The following is a 17,209-nucleotide window of genomic DNA, read 5'->3' as shown; positions in this document are numbered from 1 at the left end:
ACCGCAGCCTGCCGGGGGGAACTGCCAGGAGTCTCAGGTGTAGCTGATCTCCACCTTCTCGCTGAGGGGTACGGCCTGGCAGGCCAGTACGTACCCCTCGGCGATGTCCTCCTTGTCGAGGATCTCGTTGCGCACCATCCTGACCTCGCCGGAGACCACCCGGCAGCAGCAGGCGCTGCACGCGCCCTCGCGGCAGGAGTACGGGGCGTCGAGCCCGGCGGCGAGCAGCGCGTCGAGGAGCGGCTGTTCCGTGGCCCAGGGGACGTGGTGGGTCTCGCCGTCGAGCTCGACCTCGGCGGTGCAGGCGGCCTCGCCCGTAACCGCCGACGCCGCAACCGCCGGAGCCGCAGCCGCAGCCGCAGCCGCCTCATCGAACACATCGCCGCTCAGCGAGAAGAACTTCTCGCGGTGGATGAGGCGGCCGGACGCTCCGGCCGAACGGAGTGCCTGTTCGGCAGCGTCCATCAGCGGTCCTGGCCCGCAGAGATACGTCTCGCGCCCGGCGTACGGGGCGAGTGCGGACGCCAGCAGCGCGGCCGTCGGCAGCCCCTGGAGCGTCTCCAGCCAGTGCACCACCAGCAGCCGGTCCGGGTGCTCCTCGGTCAGTCCCCACAGTTCGTCGCGGAAGATGACCGAGCCCTCGTCGCGGTTGGCGTAGAAGACCGCGAGCCGGCCCTGCCCGCTCGCCAGGACCGACTTGGCGATCGACAGCACGGGGGTGATGCCGCTGCCGCCCGCGACCAGGAGAAGGTCCTGGTCGAGGGAGCCGGGGGTGAAGGTGCCGGCCGGCGGCAGCACCTCCAGCTCGTCGCCGGCCGACACCTCGTCGCAGACCCAGCCGGAGCCGAGTCCGCCGGGCACCCGCTTCACCGTGACCTTCATGGGCTCACCGGTGTGCGGGGAGCTCGCCAGCGAGTAGCAGCGGGCCGCGCCGCCGGGCACCCGCAGGGTGAGGAACTGGCCCGGCAGGTACCCGAACCGCTCCTCGCTCCCGGCCTCGGGCCGCAGGACGAGCGAGCGGGCGTCGGCGGTCTCCGTGACGACCTCGGTGACCTTCACGCGGTACGTCCTAGGCATCGGCCACCGCCAGGGTCCCGTCCTCGACGGCGCGGTCGATGCTGTCGCGCAGCGCACCGCAGGTACGCATCCGGAAGCGGTACTCCTGGCACACCCGCGAGGCGTCCTCGGTCCACTGGACCTGGGTGTGGGCCATGCTGAACTTCTCGCACAGCACCTGGTTTCCGCAGATTCCGCACTCAACGGGCTGCATGTCAGCCGCCGTTCTCCGCCTTGTGGCGGTCGATGTTCTCGTCGACCTCGGCGCGCCAGGCGGCCGTGGCCCGTTCGGTGTCGATCTCGAACTCGAAACGCTGGACCATCGCGTCCTTGACGTCATCGACGTCCACGTAGAACTGCTCGTACCAGCGCCTCAGTTGGTAGACGGGACCGTCCTCCTCGGAGAGCAGCGGGTTGTCGATCTTCGCCTTGTTCCTCCAGATCTCGACGTCCTGCTCGAAGCCGACCGCGAGCCCCTCGGAGGTGAGCCGGGCGGCCTCGGCTGCCTGTTCGTCGCTCATGCCCGGCAGCTTCCTGACGATCGTTCCGTACATCAGCAGGAAGCTGTTGTCGTCGATCGGGTAGTGGCAGTTGATGAGGACGCTCTCCAGCTCGACGCCTCCTCCGATGTCGCTCCACAGCCGGTCGATCATGTAGGAGGGCCCGTAGTACGAGGCGTCGGAGCGCAGTCCGCCGCCCGTGCTCAGCGTGCCCAGGTCGACGTCGCCGCGCGGCGAGCTCTCCATGTACTGCGTGGCCACGTGGCCTTCGAAGACGTTCTTGAAGTAGGTCGGGAAGCAGTAGTGGACGTAGAAGAAGTGCGCCATGTCCACTACGTTGTCGACGATTTCGCGGCAGTGGGAGTTCTCGACCCGGAGGGTGTTCCAGCTCCAGTCGCTCCACTCGTCGCTGAAGACGCCCTCGATCCGTGGGATGGCGACGTCCGCGGGGGGCGGATTGCCCTCGGGGTCGTTCCAGACGAAGAGCTGCTTGTTCTCCTCCCGCGCCGTCCATGCGCGGGTCCTGGCGCGGGGCGGGACGCGCCGGGCGTACGGGATGCCGGAGCACTTGCCGTTGCCCGCCCAGCGCCAGTCGTGGAAGGGGCAGGCGACCGAGTCACCCTTCACGGAGCCGCGCGCGAGGTTGCCGCCCATGTGGGGGCAGTAGGCGTTGAGGATGTGGAGCTCGCCGTCGTCCTCGCCCTGGAAGACGACCAGCTTGGTGCCGAAGGCCTCGATCTCGTGCGGCTTGCCGTCCTTGAAGGTGTCGGCGAGACCGAGGCAGTGCCAGCCGCGGGCGAACCGGGTCGGCGCGGCGGCGGCTTCGATGAGGCGGACCTCGTCCTGGGAAGCGGTCATGGTGTCCCTCCACGTCGTCGTGGTGACGGTCGGTGTGATGGCGCTGATGCAGACAGGCCCTAGCGCGCGGCGGCGAGTTCGACCGCGATGTCGATGAGCTGGTCCTCCTGGCCGCCGACGAGGCGGCGTTCCCCCGCGCGCAGCAGGATCTCCGCGCCGGAGACGCCGTACCGCTCGGCCTGCCGGTAGGCGTGCTTGAGGAAGCTGGAGTAGACGCCGGCGTGGCCCATCATCAGAGCCATCCGGTCGAGGAGGCATTCGCCGTCCATGACGGGCCTGACCACGTCCTCGGCCGCGTCGATGATCTTCAGTACGTCGATGCCGGTCCGGATGCCCATCTTCGCGCAGACGGCGGCCAGTGCCTCGACGGGCGTATTGCCCGCGCCCGCCCCCAGCCGTCGTGTGGAGCCGTCGATCTGGAGCGCCCCCGCACGGATCGCGGCGATCGAATTGCCGACGCCGAGGCCGAGGTTCTCGTGCCCGTGGAAGCCGACCTGCGCGTCGCCGCCCAGCTCGGCGACGAGCGCGCCCACCCGGTCCGTGACGTCGTCCATGACCATGGCCCCGGCCGAGTCGACGACGTACACGCACTGACAGCCGGCGTCGGCCATGATCCGGGCCTGCTTCGCCAGCGCCTCGGCGGGTGTCGAGTGGGCCATCATCAGGAAGCCCACGGTCTCCAGACCGAGCTCCCGGGCGAGCCCGAAGTGCTGGACGGAGATATCGGCCTCGGTGCAGTGGGTGGCTATCCGGCAGATCGCGGCGCCATTGCCATGGGCGGCCTTGATGTCGTCCTTCACGCCGAGCCCGGGAAGCATCAGGAAGGCGATCTTCGCGCTCTGCGCCGTATCCACGGCGATCTTGATCAGTTCCTGCTCGGGGGTCTTGGAGAAGCCGTAGTTGAAGGACGATCCGCCGAGTCCGTCGCCGTGCGTGACCTCGATGACGGGGACACCGGACGCGTCGAGCGCGGCGACGACCGATGCCACGTCCTCGCCCGTGAACTGGTGCCGCTTGGCATGCGATCCGTCGCGCAGCGAGGAGTCGGTGACGCGGATGTCGAGCGTGTCCGAGTACGGGGACGTCTGCGTGTACGGGCTCATGCGCGCATCTCCTTCGCGAACTCCTCGCCGACCTTGGTGGCGGCGGCGGTCATGATGTCCAGGTTTCCGGCGTACGGGGGCAGGAAGTCGCCCGCTCCCTCGACCTCCAGGAAGATGGCGACCCGGGCCTGGCCGCCGTTCTCGGGGGAAGGGTCGTCGAACTGCGGCTCGGCGCGCAGCCGGTAGCCGGGGACGTAGGCCGACACGTCCGCTACGACCTCCTTGACCGACAGAGCGATGGCGTCCCGGTCGGCGTCCTCGGGGATCGCGCAGAAGACGGTGTCGCGCATGATGACGGGCGGCTCGGCGGGGTTCAGGATGATGATCGCCTTGCCGCGCGCGGCGCCGCCGATGGTCTCGATGCCGCGTGAGGTCGTACGGGTGAACTCGTCGATGTTCGCGCGGGTTCCGGGGCCGGCGGAGAGCGAGGCGACGGACGCGACGATCTCCGCGTACGGGACGGGCACGACGCGGGAGACGGCGTACACCATCGGAATGGTGGCCTGGCCGCCGCACGTGATCATGTTGACGTTGGGCCGGTCCAGGTGGGCCCGGAGATTGGCGGGCGGAACGACGGCCGGGCCGACGGCGGCCGGTGTGAGGTCGATGGCCCTGATGCCCAGCTCCGCGTAGCGCGGGGCGTTCGCCCGGTGCACGTACGCGGAAGTGGCCTCGAAGACCAGGTCCGGCTTCTCGTCCTGGGCGAGCAGCCAGTCGACTCCTTCATGGCTGGCCTCGATTCCCGCGCGGCGGGCGCGGCCGAGGCCCTCGCTCGTACGGTCGACGCCGATCATCCAGCGCGGCTCGATGTGCTCCGAGCGCAGGAGCTTGTAGAGCAGATCGGTGCCAATGTTGCCGGAACCGACAATGGCGGCGGTGGCTTTGGTCTTGTGCGTGGTCATCCAAACCTCAGCAGAACGAGAGGGAAACCGAGCCGAGTCCGGTGAACTCGGCGGTGTAGGTCCGGCCCGCGGCCACATCGACGGCGCGGGTGCAGGAGCCGGGCAGCACCACATGCCCCTTCTTCAGCGGCACTCCGAAGCGGGCCACGGTGCGGGCCAGCCAGGCGACGGAGGTGGCCGGGTCGCCGAGGACCGCGTTGCTGCGGCCGGAGGCCAGCAGGTCGCCTTCGCCGGTACGGAGTGTGGCGGCGATCGTCCTGAGGTCCAGCTCGCGCGGATCGCGGCCCTCTCCGATGACGTAGCCCGCCGATGAGGCGTTGTCGGCGATGGTGTCGGCGATGGAGATCCGCCAGTCCGCGATCCGGCTGTCGATCAACTCCAGTGCGGGCACGACGCGTTCGGTGGCGGCGAGCACATCGGCCTCCGTGCACCCCTCGCCCGGCAGGTCGTCGCCGAGCACGAAGCCGACCTCGACCTCGATACGCGGCGCGCAGTAGCGGGCGACGGGTACGGGCCGGTCCTCGTACAGCTGCATGTCGTCGAGCAGATGGCCGTAGTCGGGTTCGTCCACGCCCATCATCTGCTGCATGACGGGCGAGGAGAGCCCGACCTTGTGGCCGTTGACCATGGCCCCGGCGTCCAGCCGGCGCCGGATGCCGAGCAGCTGGATCTCGTACGCGTCCTCGGTGCCGATGCCGGGATACGACTCGACGAGCGGGGCGACCGGCGTCCGGCCGAGCTCGGCGGAGCGCAGGAGCTCCGCGGCCGAATGCCTCTGAGGTTCCGTGAGCATCGTGGCTCCTCCAGGGGGCGGGGTGGTGTTTCCGGCGACGTTAAGCCGATCCCGCCGTCGTCCGGGAGCCCGGTTTCCCACTGGCCGGGAAAGCTCACGCGGCACCTCTGGCAGGGGCCCGCCCGCGGCAGTGATGCTCGGCTCGCCTCTCCGTTCCCCCTCCAGACCGAGGAGTTGTCCCCATGCACCCAGCACGTGCACGCCTGGCCATCGGATTCGTGATCGCCACACTCACTCTCACCGCCCTGCCCGCCTCGGCCGTGGCCGAGGCCGAGGCCCGTGCGCCGATCGTTGCGGACACCGGTCAGCACACCGCCGCCCGGCAGATCACCCTCCAGGGCGCGGTCAACGTCCGTGACCTGGGCGGTTACCGCACGTACACCGGGCGCAGCGTCCGTTACGGCCACGTCTTCCGCGCCGACGCCCTCAGCAAGCTCACCGACCCGGATGTCGCCACTCTCTCGGGCCTCGGCCTCAAGAAGGTCGTCGACTTCCGGGTCCCGCTGGAGCTCCAGTACGACGGAGCCGACCGTCTGCCCGCCGGCCCGGCCGTCACCTCCCGCGCGGTCGACGACCGCGGCCTCTACGGGATGACGATGTCGGTCATCGCCTCGAAGGATCCGGTCGTGCAGCGGGCCGCTCTCGGTGACGGCAAGGCGGAGCGGTTCATGCGCGACATCTACCGCACGTTCGTCGACAACCCCGCGAGCCGGGCCCAGTTCGCCGCCACGGTCCGGGAGCTGGCGAAAGGCCGGCACTCCGCCCCGCTGCTCTACCACTGCACCTCGGGCAAGGACCGCACCGGATGGATGAGCTATGTGCTGCTGCGCGCCCTCGGCGTGCCGGAGCAGGCCGCGGAGCGGGACTTCCTGCTGTCCAACACCTTCCGCGCCGCCCACGACGCCAAGGTCCGCGCGGGTCTGAAACAGTCCGGCATGATGCAGAATCCGGACCTGCTGATCCCTCTCCAGGAGGTACGCACGAGCTACCTCGGCGCGGCCCTCGACCAGGTGGAGAAGGACTACGGGAGCCTGTACGGCTACCTCACCGACGGCCTGGGGCTGGACATCCCGACCCTGGCGAGGCTCCGCCACCGGCTGCTGCGTTAGCGGCGCCGCACCACACTGACGGCCTGGGCTTCGCCTCTACTCCCCTCTTGCCGTGCGCCGCAGTTCGCCCTTCAGCAGCTTTCCACCCGCGTTGCGCGGCAGCTCCGCCACGACGTGGAAGCGACGCGGGACCTTGAAGTTGGCGAGCCGCTCCCGGGTCCAGGCGGTGAGCTCCGCGGGGTCCGGGACGGCGCCCTCGGCTGCCACGACGAAGGCGACTCCCACCTCGCCGAGGCGTTCGTCCGGCGCCCCCACCACCGCGGCGTCGGCGATGCCCGCATGCCCGATCAGCACGTTCTCGACCTCCGCCGGATAGGCGTTGAAGCCGCCGACGACGTACATGTCCTTGAGCCGGTCGGTGATGCGGAGGAAGCCGCGCTCGTCGAGTACTCCGATGTCCCCGGTCCGCAGCCAGCCGTCCGCGCTCACCGCCTGGGCGGTGGCGGCGGGGTCGTCGAGATAGCCGGCCGTGACGTGGTAGCCGCGGACCTGCACCTCTCCGGGCTCGCCCGCGGCAAGGAGCTCGCCGAGCGGACCGGCGATACGGACCTCCGTGCCGGGCAGTGGCACACCGACCGTATGGGCGACGGTCCAGGCGTCCGCGTCGGTCGGGCAGACGGTGACGACGCCGCCGGACTCGGTGAGTCCGTACGCGGTGAAGACGTCGGGAGCGCCGAGAACCGTACGGATCTGCTCGACGAGTTCGGTCGGTACGGACGCGGCGCCCGTACCGGCGAGCCGCAACGCGCTCAGGTCGTGAACGTCTCGTTCGGAGTGCTGGATGAGGCCGTGGAAGACGGTCGGCGGACCCATCAGACAGGTGACGCGCTCGGCGGCCATGCGGTGCAGGATGCGGTCGGTGTCGAAGAGCGCCTCGGGGAGCATGGCGGCGCCGCGCAGCAGGCAGGCGATGATGCCGGCCTTGTAGCCGAAGGTGTGGAAGAAGGGATTGACCAGCAGATACCGGTCCCCCGCCCGCAGGGTGACCAGCCGCGACCAGTCCGCGTAGACGCGCACGGTCTGGGCGTGGGTGGTCATCACCCCTTTCGGCCGGCCGGTGGTGCCGGAGGTGTAGAGGATGTCGGAGAGGTCCTCCGGGCGCACCGCGGCGGCGCGCGCGGCGCGCTCCGCCTCGCTCACACGCTCTCCCGCCGCCAGGTACTCCGCCCAGGCCAGACACTCCGCGCCCGCCTCGCCGCGCAGGACGACCGTGCTGCGCAGCTGACCGAGGTCCTCGCCCGATTCGTGCAGCATCGCCACGTAGTCCGTGCCGAGGAACCCGCGCTCGGTGTAGAGGACCTGTGCTCCGCTGCGGCGGATGATGTCGGCGGCTTCGGCCGCCTTGTAACGGGTGTTGAGGGGCACGAGTACGGCCCCGACGGCGACGGCACCGAGTGCGGCGGTGATCCACTGGCGGCTGTTGGGCGCCCACACGGCGACCCGGTCGCCCTGCCGGATGCCGTGGGCGACGGCGGCGCGCGAGGCGGCGGCGATCTCGTCGCGCAGCCGCTCGAAGCTCCATCGGACCTCGCCGTCGGCGAGGGCTTCCGCGGTGCCGTACGCCTCGGCGGCGTACTGCGGGAGCTGCGCGAGGGTGGTGGGTGGCGGCATCTGGACTGAGCCCGAGTCGGTCATGACCCTCCCTGCTTGCCTGCTTGAACGTGCTTGCCTGCTTGCCTACTTGACGTGCGAGCTTGGGCGGTATCCAATCACAGTGTTTCGGTTAGGCATATACCTAGTAGGTACACAGGAGGTTCCGATGCCGACCCTCACTCACGAGGTTGCCCCGATGATCGACAGCACGCGGATGCGCGAGACACTCAGCAGTTTCTGTACCGGGGTGGCGGTGATCACCGCGATCCAGCCCGACGGCCGGCCTGCCGGCATGGCCGTGCAGTCCTTCTCCTCGGTTTCGTTCGACCCGCCCCTGGTCTGCTTCTGCCCCGCGCACACCTCGACCACCTGGCCGCTCATCCGCACCGCCGGCAGCTTCGCGGTCAACATCCTGGCGGCCGACCAGCAACAGCTGTGCCGTCAGTTCGCGGTGACGGGCGGGGACAAGTTCGGCGGGGTGGACTGGCACCCGGGCGCCAACGGCGCTCCGCTGCTCGACGCCGCACTGGCCACGATCGAGTGCGAGCTGACGGACGTACTGGACGGTGGCGACCACGCCATCGCGCTGGGCCGCGTCACCGCGCTGGCGCAGCCCCGCGAGGCCGAGCCGCTGCTCTACTTCCGCCGGACCTACGGGCGGGTCTCGCCCTTCTCCAGCTCCTCGATGTCCGCGAGCATGGCGTCGGCGAGGTCGCGCTCCGAGGCGTAGTACCGCTCGGCCCACTTCAAGGTGAGCGCGGGGTACGCCCACGCCGCCTCGGCGCGGGCACCCTCGACGTCCGCCAGCGCCCGGAGCCGCATCTTCTCCGCGTACTCCCGCTGCTGCGCGAGGACTTCACGCAGCTGCTCGGGTTCCAGCAGATGACCGAGCCAGATCCGGAGCATCGCGCCGTGCTTGAGCACGGGCGGGTCGACGGGCGCCTCTCGCGCCCACGTCCTGACGGCATCCATGCCGGCGTCGGTGATGGTGTAGACGCGCTTGTCGCGGTTGCCCGTCTCCTGCGCGACCATCCGCGAAGTGGCGTAACCGGCCTTCTCCAGGCGCTTGAGCTCGCCGTAGATCTGACTGAAGGACGGGCTCCAGTAGAAGAAGCGGAGCGACCAGTCGGACCACTTCTTCAGGTCGTAGCCGGACAGCTCCTCGCCGAAGGAGAGCAGCCCGAGCACCGCCCAGCTCGTCGCCGGGAGCGCGACCCGCTCGCCGTCACCGGCACCTTCGCCCTGCGCACCACTCACCGTCTTCTTCTCCACCACGCCCGGCAGTCTACGGCCGGGGCTCCCGACTCCCCTTCCCCTCCCCCGGTACACCTGATAGACATATTCCTATTAGGCATACGTGAATCAGCACAGGATCAGCCAGGAGGCACCGTGAAGTTCTCGATGATCTTCGAGGCCCAGCTCGCCGACCCCACCCCCGAGCGCGAACGCCAGGTCATCAACGACTGTGTCGAACAGGCCGTGTTCGCCGAGGAGATGGGCTTCGACCGGATCTGGGCCGTCGAGCACCACTCCCTCACCCAGTACGCCCACATGAGCGCCTCCGAGATCTTCCTGACCTGGGTCGCGGCCCGGACGTCGAAGATCCGTATCGGCCACGGCGTCGTCACCATGCCCTTCGGCTACCAGCACCCGGTCCGCGTCGCCGAGCGCGCCGCGATGCTCGACGTGCTCTCCGGCGGTCGCGTCGACATCGGCTCCGGCCGCGGCGCCACCAAGCAGGAGATGTCCATGTACGGCGTCCGGCCCGAGGACACCTACCCCCAGATGGAGGAGGCCCTGCGGATCTTCGCCAACGCCTGGCGCGAGGAGCGGTTCGAGTGGCACGGATCCATCGACATCGGCCCCGGCGCGATCCTCCCGCGCCCCGTCCAGGACCCGCACCCGCCCCTGTTCATGGCCTGCAGCAAGCACGACACCCTCAAGCTCGCCGCCGAACTCGGCATCGGCGCCCTGGTGATGGGCTTCGCGGGCGCCGCCGACGTACGCGAGATGCGCAAGGTGTACGACGACGCCATCGCGACCCGTACCGGCGAGCGCTTCGTGTCGACCGAGGTGAACGACCACCTCACCACTCTCTGCCCGACCATCGTCCTCGACGACGCCGCGCAGGCCCTGCGGATCGGAACCCGCGGTCAGCGCTTCTTCGCAGAGTCCATCGCCCACTGGTACGGCAACGGGCCGGAGCCCACCGGCTACGACGAGTTCGAGGACCACGCCGCCGCCATGGGGTCCCGCAGTGACGAACTGGTCGCCAAGCTCCACGATGCCAGCATCCCGGCCCGCCCCGCCGACACCGGCATCTTCAACGCCGAACACGCCTACGGCGACGCGCAGACCGCCATCGACTACGTCGAGCAGCTCCGTGAGACCGGCGTCGACGAGGTCATGTGTCTGATCCAGATGGGAACCGTCCCCCAGGAAGCCTGCATGGAGACCATCCGCCAGTGGGGCGAGAAGGTCATCCCGCACTTCCGCGCACAGGAGGGCAAGTGACCTCCCGAACGCCCTTGGACGGCAAGGTCGTTGTCGTCACCGGCGCCGGACGTGGCCAGGGGGCGGCCGAGGCCCGGCTGTTCGCCGAGGCGGGCGCCCGCGTCGTGGTCGCGGACGTGCGCGAGGAGGAGGGCCGCGAGGTCGCGGCCGGCCTCGGCGATCAGGGCCTGTTCGTCCGCCATGACGTGACGGACGCGGCCGGCTGGGCGGAGACGGTGGCGGCCGGCGTCGCCGCCTTCGGCCGGATCGACGCACTCGTCAACAACGCCGCCCTCTGGCGGACCGCTCCCGTCGAGAAGGAGACCGCCGAGAACTTCGAGACCCTGTGGCGCGTCAATCTCCTCGGCCCCTTCCTCGGCATCCGGGCCGTCGTCCCCGCGATGAAGGAGGCGGGCGGCGGATCGATCGTCAACGTCTCGTCGACCGCGGGTCTTGTCGGTATACCCGGCCACGCGGCGTACGGATCAACGAAGTTCGGCCTGCGCGGCCTGAGCCGCTCATCGGCCCTGGACCTCGCCCGGTACGGCATCCGCGTGAACTCCGTACATCCGGGCGCGATCGACACCCCGATGATATCGGCGGTCGCACCCAAGGACTGGTCGCACGTCCCGCTGCGCCGGATGGGCCGCCCGGAGGAAGTGGGCGAGCTGGTCCTCTTCCTCGTATCGGACGCCTCCTCGTACATCACAGGCACGGAGTTCACCGCCGACGGAGGGCTGACGACCGGATGACCGATCCCCTGACCCCGGCCGCCCGCCACCTCTGCGACGCGATGTCGGCCGGCTTCCCGGACCCGGCGCTCGGGCCGCTCGACGCCGCGGGACTGCGGCAGGCCGCCGAGGCGGGCGGCGGCGCCCCGGTACGCGAACTGCACTCGGTCACCGAGCGGCAGATCCCGGTCCCGGTCCGCATCTACGACCCGGGACCCGGACCTGTTGCGGACCCCGCCTCCCGCACGCTGATCGTCTTCTTCCACGGCGGTGGCTGGGTCCTCTGCGACCTCGATACGCACGATGGGCTGTGCCGCGAACTCGCCGCCCGGACAGGCGCGTTGGTCGTCTCCGCCGACTACCGGCGCGCCCCGGAGTCCCGGTTCCCGGCCGCCGCGGAGGACGCCCGTACGGTCACGGCCTGGGCGGCGCGGCACGCCGGTGAACTGGGCTGCTCCCCGGACCGGCTGATCCTCGCGGGCGACTCCAGCGGCGGCAATCTCGCCGCCGCCACCGCCCTGTGGGCACGGGACGAGGGCGGCCCGGCGATCGCGGCGCAGCTGCTCCTCTACCCCGCGCTGGACCACCGTCTGGACGGTGGGTCGGCCACGGCGTACGCGACCGGCTTCTTCCACACCACTGCCCATATGCGCTGGTACTGGGAGCAGTACCTGGGCCCGGACGGCGACCCGGCCGACCCGTACGCCTCCCCCGGCCTCGCCCCCGATCTGTCCGGCCTGCCGCCCACCCTGGTGGTCCTGGCCGACTGCGACCCGCTGCGCGACGAGGGTCTCGCGTACGCCCGCCGACTGGCACAGGCGGGCGTACGCGCACAGGTGCAGCTCCACCCGGGGATGTTCCACGGATTCCTGGGCGCCGTCGGCCACCTCCCGGAAGCCGGCGCGGCGCTGGAGGCCGCTACGCACTGGGTCGGCGGGCAGGACTTCGGCGCGAAGGCCGAATGACCCGGATCCAGAGCTGCCCGACCCGGATGTACGGAGTCCGAGGTCAGGCGCGTTCCACCAGGCGGGCCGCCGCCGAGCGGGCCGAGGCCAGGGCCCTGTCCCGCTCGGACTCGCGCTGCCCGAGGACCACCCGGGTGCTCAGGCCGTCTAGGAGCGCCAGCAGTTCGGACGCGCGGGACGGGACGTCCAGGGCGGCCGTGAACCTCGACTGGGCCACCCCCTTGGCGAGGAGCGCCTCCAGGTCGGCCTGCCAGCCGCGGTCCATCTCCTCCTGTGCCTGGCGCAGCGTGTCGCTCGCCGGGATCCGTGCCCAGAGTTCGATCCACAGGGTCCAGCGCGGGTCGCGCGGCCCGCGGGGCAGATACAGCTCCAGGAACAGATCGAGCTTGCGCTCCGCCGTCACCCGGCGGGACAGCAGGGCCTGCCGCTCCTCGGTGAGTGCGGCCTCGCTCCAGCGCAGGGCTTCCAGCAGCAGCCGGTCCTTGCTTCCGAAGTAGTACAGGATGTGGCCGCCGCTGGTGCCGAGCCGCTCGGCGAGGGCGGACATGGTCAGCGCCGCCAGACCGTCCTCGGCGATGGCCGTCATGGCCTCCTCGAGCATCCGCTCCTGGGCGATCCGCCCGTCGCGCCGTCGTGCCGCCACCCGCTCCGCCTCCGCCTCCGCCATCCTCCGTTTCGCCAAACCCTATCCGTCTCGTCCGCACGGATTTCTGCCGAGGTCTTGACGCCGGGGCACACCTCGGCGCATCTTGAATGCCGTTCAAGTTGTTTGAACGGCATTCAAGATCCAAGAGGAGGGGCGAGGCGCATGATCGAACAGCGGACAGCCACCGGCACGACCGGCACGGGAGTCGCGAGCGACGAGGTGTTCCGGGTCGAGACGCACGGCATCGACCCCATTCCGGACGACGAACGGCACGGCAGCGCCAAGGACCTCTTCTGGCTCTGGTTCGGCTCCAATCTCACCTTCACCTACGTGATCAACGGCGCCCTGGCCGTCGCCTTCGGCCTCTCGTTCTGGCAGGCCACCGCCGTCGTCGTGATCAGCGGCCTGTCCTTCTTCGCCATCAGCGCGGCGGGCCTCAGCGGCATCCGCACCGGAACGGCCACGCTCGTCATCTCCCGTGCCGCCTTCGGCACCCGCGGAAACTTCCCCGCCGGAGTGCTCAACTGGGTCGTCAGCATCGGCTACACCATCGTCAACACGGTGGTCGGCACCCTGGCACTCGAAGTCTTCTTCGCCGACCTCGGCTGGCACGGCGGCGACGCCGCCCGCGCCCTCGCCCTGATGATCACCCTCGCCCTGACCTTCGCCGTGGCCATGTGGGGGCACGCGACCGTGCAGTTCGCCGAGCGCTGGATGGCCTACGTCCTGGCCATCGGCTTCGCCGCCCTGCTGGTCTTCGTCCTGCCGGGTACGGACACCGGCGCACCCGCCGCCGCCCCCGGGGCCTCGGGGTGGAGCCTGGCCTTCGTGGTCATGCTGGCCGGCCCCTTCTCGTACCTGCCGATGCCCGCCGACTACACCCGCTATCTGCCGCGGACCACCTCACTGCGCTCGATCACCTGGAGCGGCGCGATCGGCGGCTTCCTCTCCTCGGTCGCCCTCGGCATCGCGGGCGTCGCAGCCGCCACGCAGACGGACATGACCGACGCCGTCGCGGGAACCGAGCAGCTGCTGCCCGGCTGGTTCCAGCCGCTCTTCCTGGCCCTCGTCCTCGGCGGCTGTGTCACCAACTCGATCATCACGCTCTACTCGTCGAGCCTGAACCTCCAGGTCCTCGGCATCCCCTGGAGCCGGGCGAAGGCCATCGTCATCAGCGCGGCCGTCACGGCGCTCGGCTCACTCGGCGCGCTGTTCCTCACCGACTTCACCGAGTCGCTGCTGTCCTTCCTCTCCCTGCTGATCATCGTCTTCGCCCCCTGGGGCGGTGTCTTCCTCGCCGACATGCTGCTGCGCCGCTGCCGGTACGACACCGAGGCCCTGCACACCGGGCGCGCCGGGGCGTACTGGTACCGCTCCGGCTACCACCCGGCGGGCCTGACCGCACTCCTCGCGGGCATGGTCTTCGCCGCGCTCACCTGCGACTCCGAGCTGTGGACCGGCCCGCTGGTCGCCCCGCTCGGCGGCGCCGACCTCACCCTGCTCGGCGCGGTCGTCTCAGGCGTCACCTACTGGGCGCTCGCCCGCCGCCGTACGACCGCCTGAGCCGTCCCACCCGTACCGCACGTCCCACCACTGGAGCCCGAACCCCATGAACCACCGCCCTGCCCCCGCCGACCTCGTCCTGACCGGTGCCCGCATCCACACCGTCGACCCCGCGCTGCCCGAGGCGCAGGCGCTCGCCGTCCGCGACGGCCGGATCGTCTGGCTCGGTCCCGGCACAGGCGCGGCCGACTGGACCGGGCCTGACACGGAAGTGATCGACGCGGGCGGCCGGCTGGTCCTGCCCGGCTTCATCGACGCCCACAACCACGTCAGGCTCGGCTCCGACGACGCCTGCGTGCAGCTCGCCGGCGTACGGACCCTGGACGGCATCCACGAACGGATCCGCACCTGGCACGCGGCCCACCCGGACGCCGAGTGGATCGAGGCCGAGGCCTTCGACTACTCGGCCATTCCCGGCGGTCGGATGCCCCGTGCGGCCGACCTCGACCCGGCGACCGGCGACACCCCCGCCTTCGTCCTCAGCTACGACGTGCACACCGCGTGGCTGAACACCGCCGCGCTGCGCCGCCTCGGCATCGACAGGGACCGTACGAGCCTGCCCTTCGGGGAGGCCGAAACCGACCCTGTCACCGGTGAACCCACCGGATTCATCAAGGAGTTCGCGGTCAAGGGCCTCTCCCGCGACGGGCACCGGGCGCTGCGCGAGCTCGGTGTGCCGTGGGCCGCGCCCGACCGCCAGTACGGACGCCTGTCCAAGAGCCTCGACGACGCGATCGGATACGGCATCACGACCGTCGTCGAGCCGCAGAACTCCCTCGACGACCTCGCCCTGTTCGAGCGGGCACGGGCCGAGGGCCGGCTGCGGTCCCGGATCGTCGCGGCGCTCTTCCACCCGCGCGGTACGACCGACGCCGACCTCGACGACTTCGCCGCCGCCGCGCGGCGGTTCACCGACGACCGGCTGCGCGTCGGCCCGCTCAAGCTCTACATCGACGATGTGGTCGAGCCCCGCACCGCCGCACTGCTTGAGCCCTACGCGGGCTGCGGGCACCACAGGGGCGAGACCTTCTACCCGGCCGAGGAGTTCGCCGGACTGCTCGGCAAGCTCGACGCGCGCGGCTTCCAGTGCTTCGTGCACGCGACGGGTGACCGCGGCATCCGTACGGTTCTGGACGCAGTCGAGCACGCCCGTACCCTCAACGGCCCTCGCGACGCCCGCCACCAGGTCGTCCACGTCGAATGCCTCGACCCCGCCGACGTGCCGCGCTTCGCGGAGCTGGGTGTGGTCGCCTGCATGCAGCCGAGGCACTGCGCCCCGGAGATCGCGGGCCCGGGCCAGGACTGGGCGGAGAACGTAGGCCCTGACCGCTGGCACAAGGCCTGGCCGATGCGCAGTCTGCACGACTCCGGCACGGTCCTCGCCTTCTCCAGCGACTGGAACGTCGCCGAGATGGACCCGATGGTCGGCATCTACACCGCGGTCACCCGGCGTCCGCTGGGAGGTGGGGAAGCCTGGCAGCCGGAGGAGACGGTCGACGTGGAGACGGCCGTGCACGGCTACACGATGGGTTCCGCGTACGCCAACTTCCTGGAGGACGAGAGGGGTTCGCTGACGGTCGGCAAGCTCGCCGACTTCGTGGTGCTGTCCCGGGACATCCTGCGGGCCGCTCCCGAGGACATTCCCGGCACGGTCGCGCAGACCGTGGTCGTCGGAGGAACCGTCGTGCACCGCGCCGCCGCCACGTCCTGAGTTCACGCGCTGTTGAGCGCTGCGGGCTTCGGTGCGACGGGTTCGGGAAGAGTCCGGAACATCAGCCAGCTCAGGAGGGGCATCAGGATCAGCGGCGCCAGGGCGGTTCGCAGGGAGGTCGCGTCGGCGACCCTTCCGATCAGGGGGCTGACCAGGCCGCCGACGCTGACGGTCAGTCCGAGCGTGACTCCGCCGGCGGTGCCGACGCGTGTGGGCAGGTAGTCCTGGCCGAGGGTGACGTGCAGGGAGAAGGGGACGTACAGGCCGATGGAGGTCAGGGCGACGAACAGGTGGAACAGCGAACCAGGGGCGAACACGGTTCCCGCGACGGCGGCGGTGGTGAGGAGGTAGGACCAGCGGGCGACGGTGACTCTGTCCCAGCGGTTGGCCAGGTTGCCTCCCAGTACGGAGCCCACCGCGCCGCCGGCGTACAGGACGAACAGCGCCACGGTTCCGGCCGCCGTACTGCCTCCCATGCGCTGCTGCGCGTAGAGCGAGATGAATGTGCTCAGGCCGACGAAGACGATGGACCGGAAGACCACCGCCAGAGACAGTTTCACGAACGATGTCGTGTCATCGGTGCCCACCGTGTCCCCGCTGCCGGAGACGCCCCGGCCTGTTCTGCCCAGTGCGTACAGGACCGGCAGGCACAGCACACTTCCCGCGAGGGCAGGGACCATGAGCAGTGGTGACAGGCGCAGGCCGCCGGAGGCGACGACGGCGGTGACCATGAGCGGGGCTGCGGCGAAGCCGAGGTTGCCGCCGACGGAGAACCAGCCCATCGCACTGTGGCTGCCCTGGCTGACGAGTCTGGCGACGCGGGCGGATTCGGGGTGGTAGGCGGCGACTCCGATGCCCGACACCGCGACGAATACCAGGGTCAGCGCGTAGGAGCCGCTCAGGCCGCTGAGGGAGATGCCGAGTCCGCCGAGGACGGTGCCCACCGGCAGGATCCAGGGCATCGCCCAGCGGTCGGTGAGCAGGCCGAACACCGGTTGGGCCACGGAGGACAGCAGGGACGCGGCGAGCACGATGCCGGAGACGGCGGCGTAGGTGTAGGCGCGCTCGGCGACGAAGAACGGGACGAGGGAGGCGACCGCGCCCTGGTAGATGTCCACACAGGCATGGCCGACCGACAGCAGAGTGATCGATCTGTTCTTGGTCACCCGGCCATCGTCATAGCCCG

17 protein-coding genes are annotated in these 17,209 nt (G+C 70.4%); 7 read left to right on the top strand and 10 right to left on the bottom strand.

Annotated features, from left to right (window positions below; translation table 11 throughout):
• Nucleotides 1–33 precede the first annotated feature (33 nt).
• From ACWGO0_RS23215 to ACWGO0_RS23190, 6 genes are read right to left on the bottom strand one after another with little or no spacing between them, the layout of a single operon-like run.
• Nucleotides 34–1,059, bottom strand: a complete 1,026-nt coding sequence (locus ACWGO0_RS23215) for a 2Fe-2S iron-sulfur cluster-binding protein (protein WP_453538124.1) — start codon at nt 1,057–1,059, stop codon at nt 34–36.
• 10 nt (nt 1,060–1,069) lie between these two features.
• A complete protein-coding gene (locus ACWGO0_RS23210; RefSeq protein WP_453538121.1) occupies nt 1,070–1,270 on the bottom strand; it encodes a hypothetical protein in 201 nt (66 codons plus the stop codon).
• Between the two features lies 1 nt (nt 1,271).
• Nucleotides 1,272–2,414, bottom strand: a complete 1,143-nt coding sequence (locus ACWGO0_RS23205; RefSeq protein WP_453538118.1) for a Rieske 2Fe-2S domain-containing protein — start codon at nt 2,412–2,414, stop codon at nt 1,272–1,274.
• A 59-nt stretch (nt 2,415–2,473) separates the two neighbouring features.
• Nucleotides 2,474–3,517: a 4-hydroxy-2-oxovalerate aldolase gene (gene dmpG, locus ACWGO0_RS23200; RefSeq protein WP_453538115.1), complete on the bottom strand. Its 1,044-nt coding sequence runs from the start codon at nt 3,515–3,517 to the stop codon at nt 2,474–2,476.
• Entirely contained in the window at nt 3,514–4,419 is a 906-nt protein-coding gene (locus tag ACWGO0_RS23195) for an acetaldehyde dehydrogenase (acetylating) (protein ID WP_453538112.1), read from the bottom strand. Before ACWGO0_RS23195 ends, dmpG begins: the two co-directional genes overlap by 4 nt.
• A 7-nt stretch (nt 4,420–4,426) precedes the next feature.
• Nucleotides 4,427–5,212 (bottom strand): 2-keto-4-pentenoate hydratase, encoded by a 786-nt coding sequence (locus ACWGO0_RS23190; RefSeq protein WP_453538109.1) that lies wholly within the window; start codon nt 5,210–5,212, stop codon nt 4,427–4,429.
• 182 nt (nt 5,213–5,394) lie between these two features.
• On the opposite strand from ACWGO0_RS23190, the gene ACWGO0_RS23185 reads away from it, so the two are divergent.
• Nucleotides 5,395–6,321, top strand: a complete 927-nt coding sequence (locus tag ACWGO0_RS23185) for a tyrosine-protein phosphatase (RefSeq protein ID WP_453538106.1) — start codon at nt 5,395–5,397, stop codon at nt 6,319–6,321.
• 36 nt (nt 6,322–6,357) lie between these two features.
• Here the strand turns inward: ACWGO0_RS23185 and ACWGO0_RS23180 are convergent, their stop codons facing one another.
• Nucleotides 6,358–7,956 (bottom strand): FadD3 family acyl-CoA ligase, encoded by a 1,599-nt coding sequence (locus ACWGO0_RS23180; RefSeq protein WP_453538103.1) that lies wholly within the window; start codon nt 7,954–7,956, stop codon nt 6,358–6,360.
• Between the two features lie 124 nt (nt 7,957–8,080).
• Between ACWGO0_RS23180 and ACWGO0_RS23175 the strand changes: the two genes are divergently transcribed.
• Nucleotides 8,081–8,644, top strand: a complete 564-nt coding sequence (locus tag ACWGO0_RS23175) for a flavin reductase family protein (RefSeq protein WP_453538100.1) — start codon at nt 8,081–8,083, stop codon at nt 8,642–8,644.
• On the opposite strand, the gene ACWGO0_RS23170 is transcribed toward ACWGO0_RS23175, so the two are convergent.
• Nucleotides 8,566–9,186 (bottom strand): PadR family transcriptional regulator, encoded by a 621-nt coding sequence (locus ACWGO0_RS23170; protein ID WP_453538284.1) that lies wholly within the window; start codon nt 9,184–9,186, stop codon nt 8,566–8,568. The two genes, ACWGO0_RS23175 and ACWGO0_RS23170, sit on opposite strands and share 79 nt — an antisense overlap.
• 117 nt (nt 9,187–9,303) lie before the next feature.
• Between ACWGO0_RS23170 and ACWGO0_RS23165 the strand changes: the two genes are divergently transcribed.
• The 3 genes from ACWGO0_RS23165 to ACWGO0_RS23155 are packed head-to-tail and all read left to right on the top strand — an operon-like array spanning nt 9,304 to nt 12,103.
• A complete protein-coding gene (locus tag ACWGO0_RS23165) occupies nt 9,304–10,428 on the top strand; it encodes an LLM class flavin-dependent oxidoreductase (RefSeq protein ID WP_453538097.1) in 1,125 nt (374 codons plus the stop codon).
• Nucleotides 10,425–11,159 carry an SDR family NAD(P)-dependent oxidoreductase gene (locus tag ACWGO0_RS23160; protein ID WP_453538094.1) on the top strand — a complete coding sequence of 245 codons (735 nt, stop codon included), beginning with the start codon at nt 10,425–10,427 and terminating at the stop codon, nt 11,157–11,159. The genes ACWGO0_RS23165 and ACWGO0_RS23160 overlap by 4 nt, the downstream gene beginning before the upstream one ends.
• Nucleotides 11,156–12,103: an alpha/beta hydrolase gene (locus ACWGO0_RS23155; RefSeq protein WP_453538092.1), complete on the top strand. Its 948-nt coding sequence runs from the start codon at nt 11,156–11,158 to the stop codon at nt 12,101–12,103. Before ACWGO0_RS23160 ends, ACWGO0_RS23155 begins: the two co-directional genes overlap by 4 nt.
• Before the next feature lie 43 nt (nt 12,104–12,146).
• Here the strand turns inward: ACWGO0_RS23155 and ACWGO0_RS23150 are convergent, their stop codons facing one another.
• Nucleotides 12,147–12,704, bottom strand: coding sequence for a TetR/AcrR family transcriptional regulator (locus ACWGO0_RS23150; protein WP_453538281.1), 558 nt, complete (start codon nt 12,702–12,704; stop codon nt 12,147–12,149).
• A gap of 207 nt (nt 12,705–12,911) precedes the next feature.
• Here ACWGO0_RS23150 and ACWGO0_RS23145 point away from each other — a divergent pair, with 207 nt between their 5' ends.
• Together ACWGO0_RS23145 and ACWGO0_RS23140 are read left to right on the top strand one after the other, a co-directional pair.
• Entirely contained in the window at nt 12,912–14,312 is a 1,401-nt protein-coding gene (locus ACWGO0_RS23145; RefSeq protein ID WP_453538089.1) for a purine-cytosine permease family protein, read from the top strand.
• Nucleotides 14,313–14,358: 46 nt separating this feature from the next.
• The gene (locus tag ACWGO0_RS23140) at nt 14,359–16,023 is read left to right on the top strand and encodes an amidohydrolase (protein ID WP_453538086.1); all 1,665 of its coding nucleotides are present in this window, start codon (nt 14,359–14,361) and stop codon (nt 16,021–16,023) included.
• Nucleotides 16,024–16,025: 2 nt separating this feature from the next.
• Here ACWGO0_RS23140 and ACWGO0_RS23135 read toward each other — a convergent pair whose 3' ends face one another.
• Nucleotides 16,026–17,189, bottom strand: coding sequence for an MFS transporter (locus ACWGO0_RS23135; protein ID WP_453538084.1), 1,164 nt, complete (start codon nt 17,187–17,189; stop codon nt 16,026–16,028).
• Between the last annotated feature and the right edge of the window lie 20 nt (nt 17,190–17,209).

The organism is Streptomyces sp. NPDC055749, from assembly GCF_053617235.1.
Note: the sequence above shows the minus strand (reverse complement) of the source record. Positions and strands in the feature narration are given on the sequence as shown.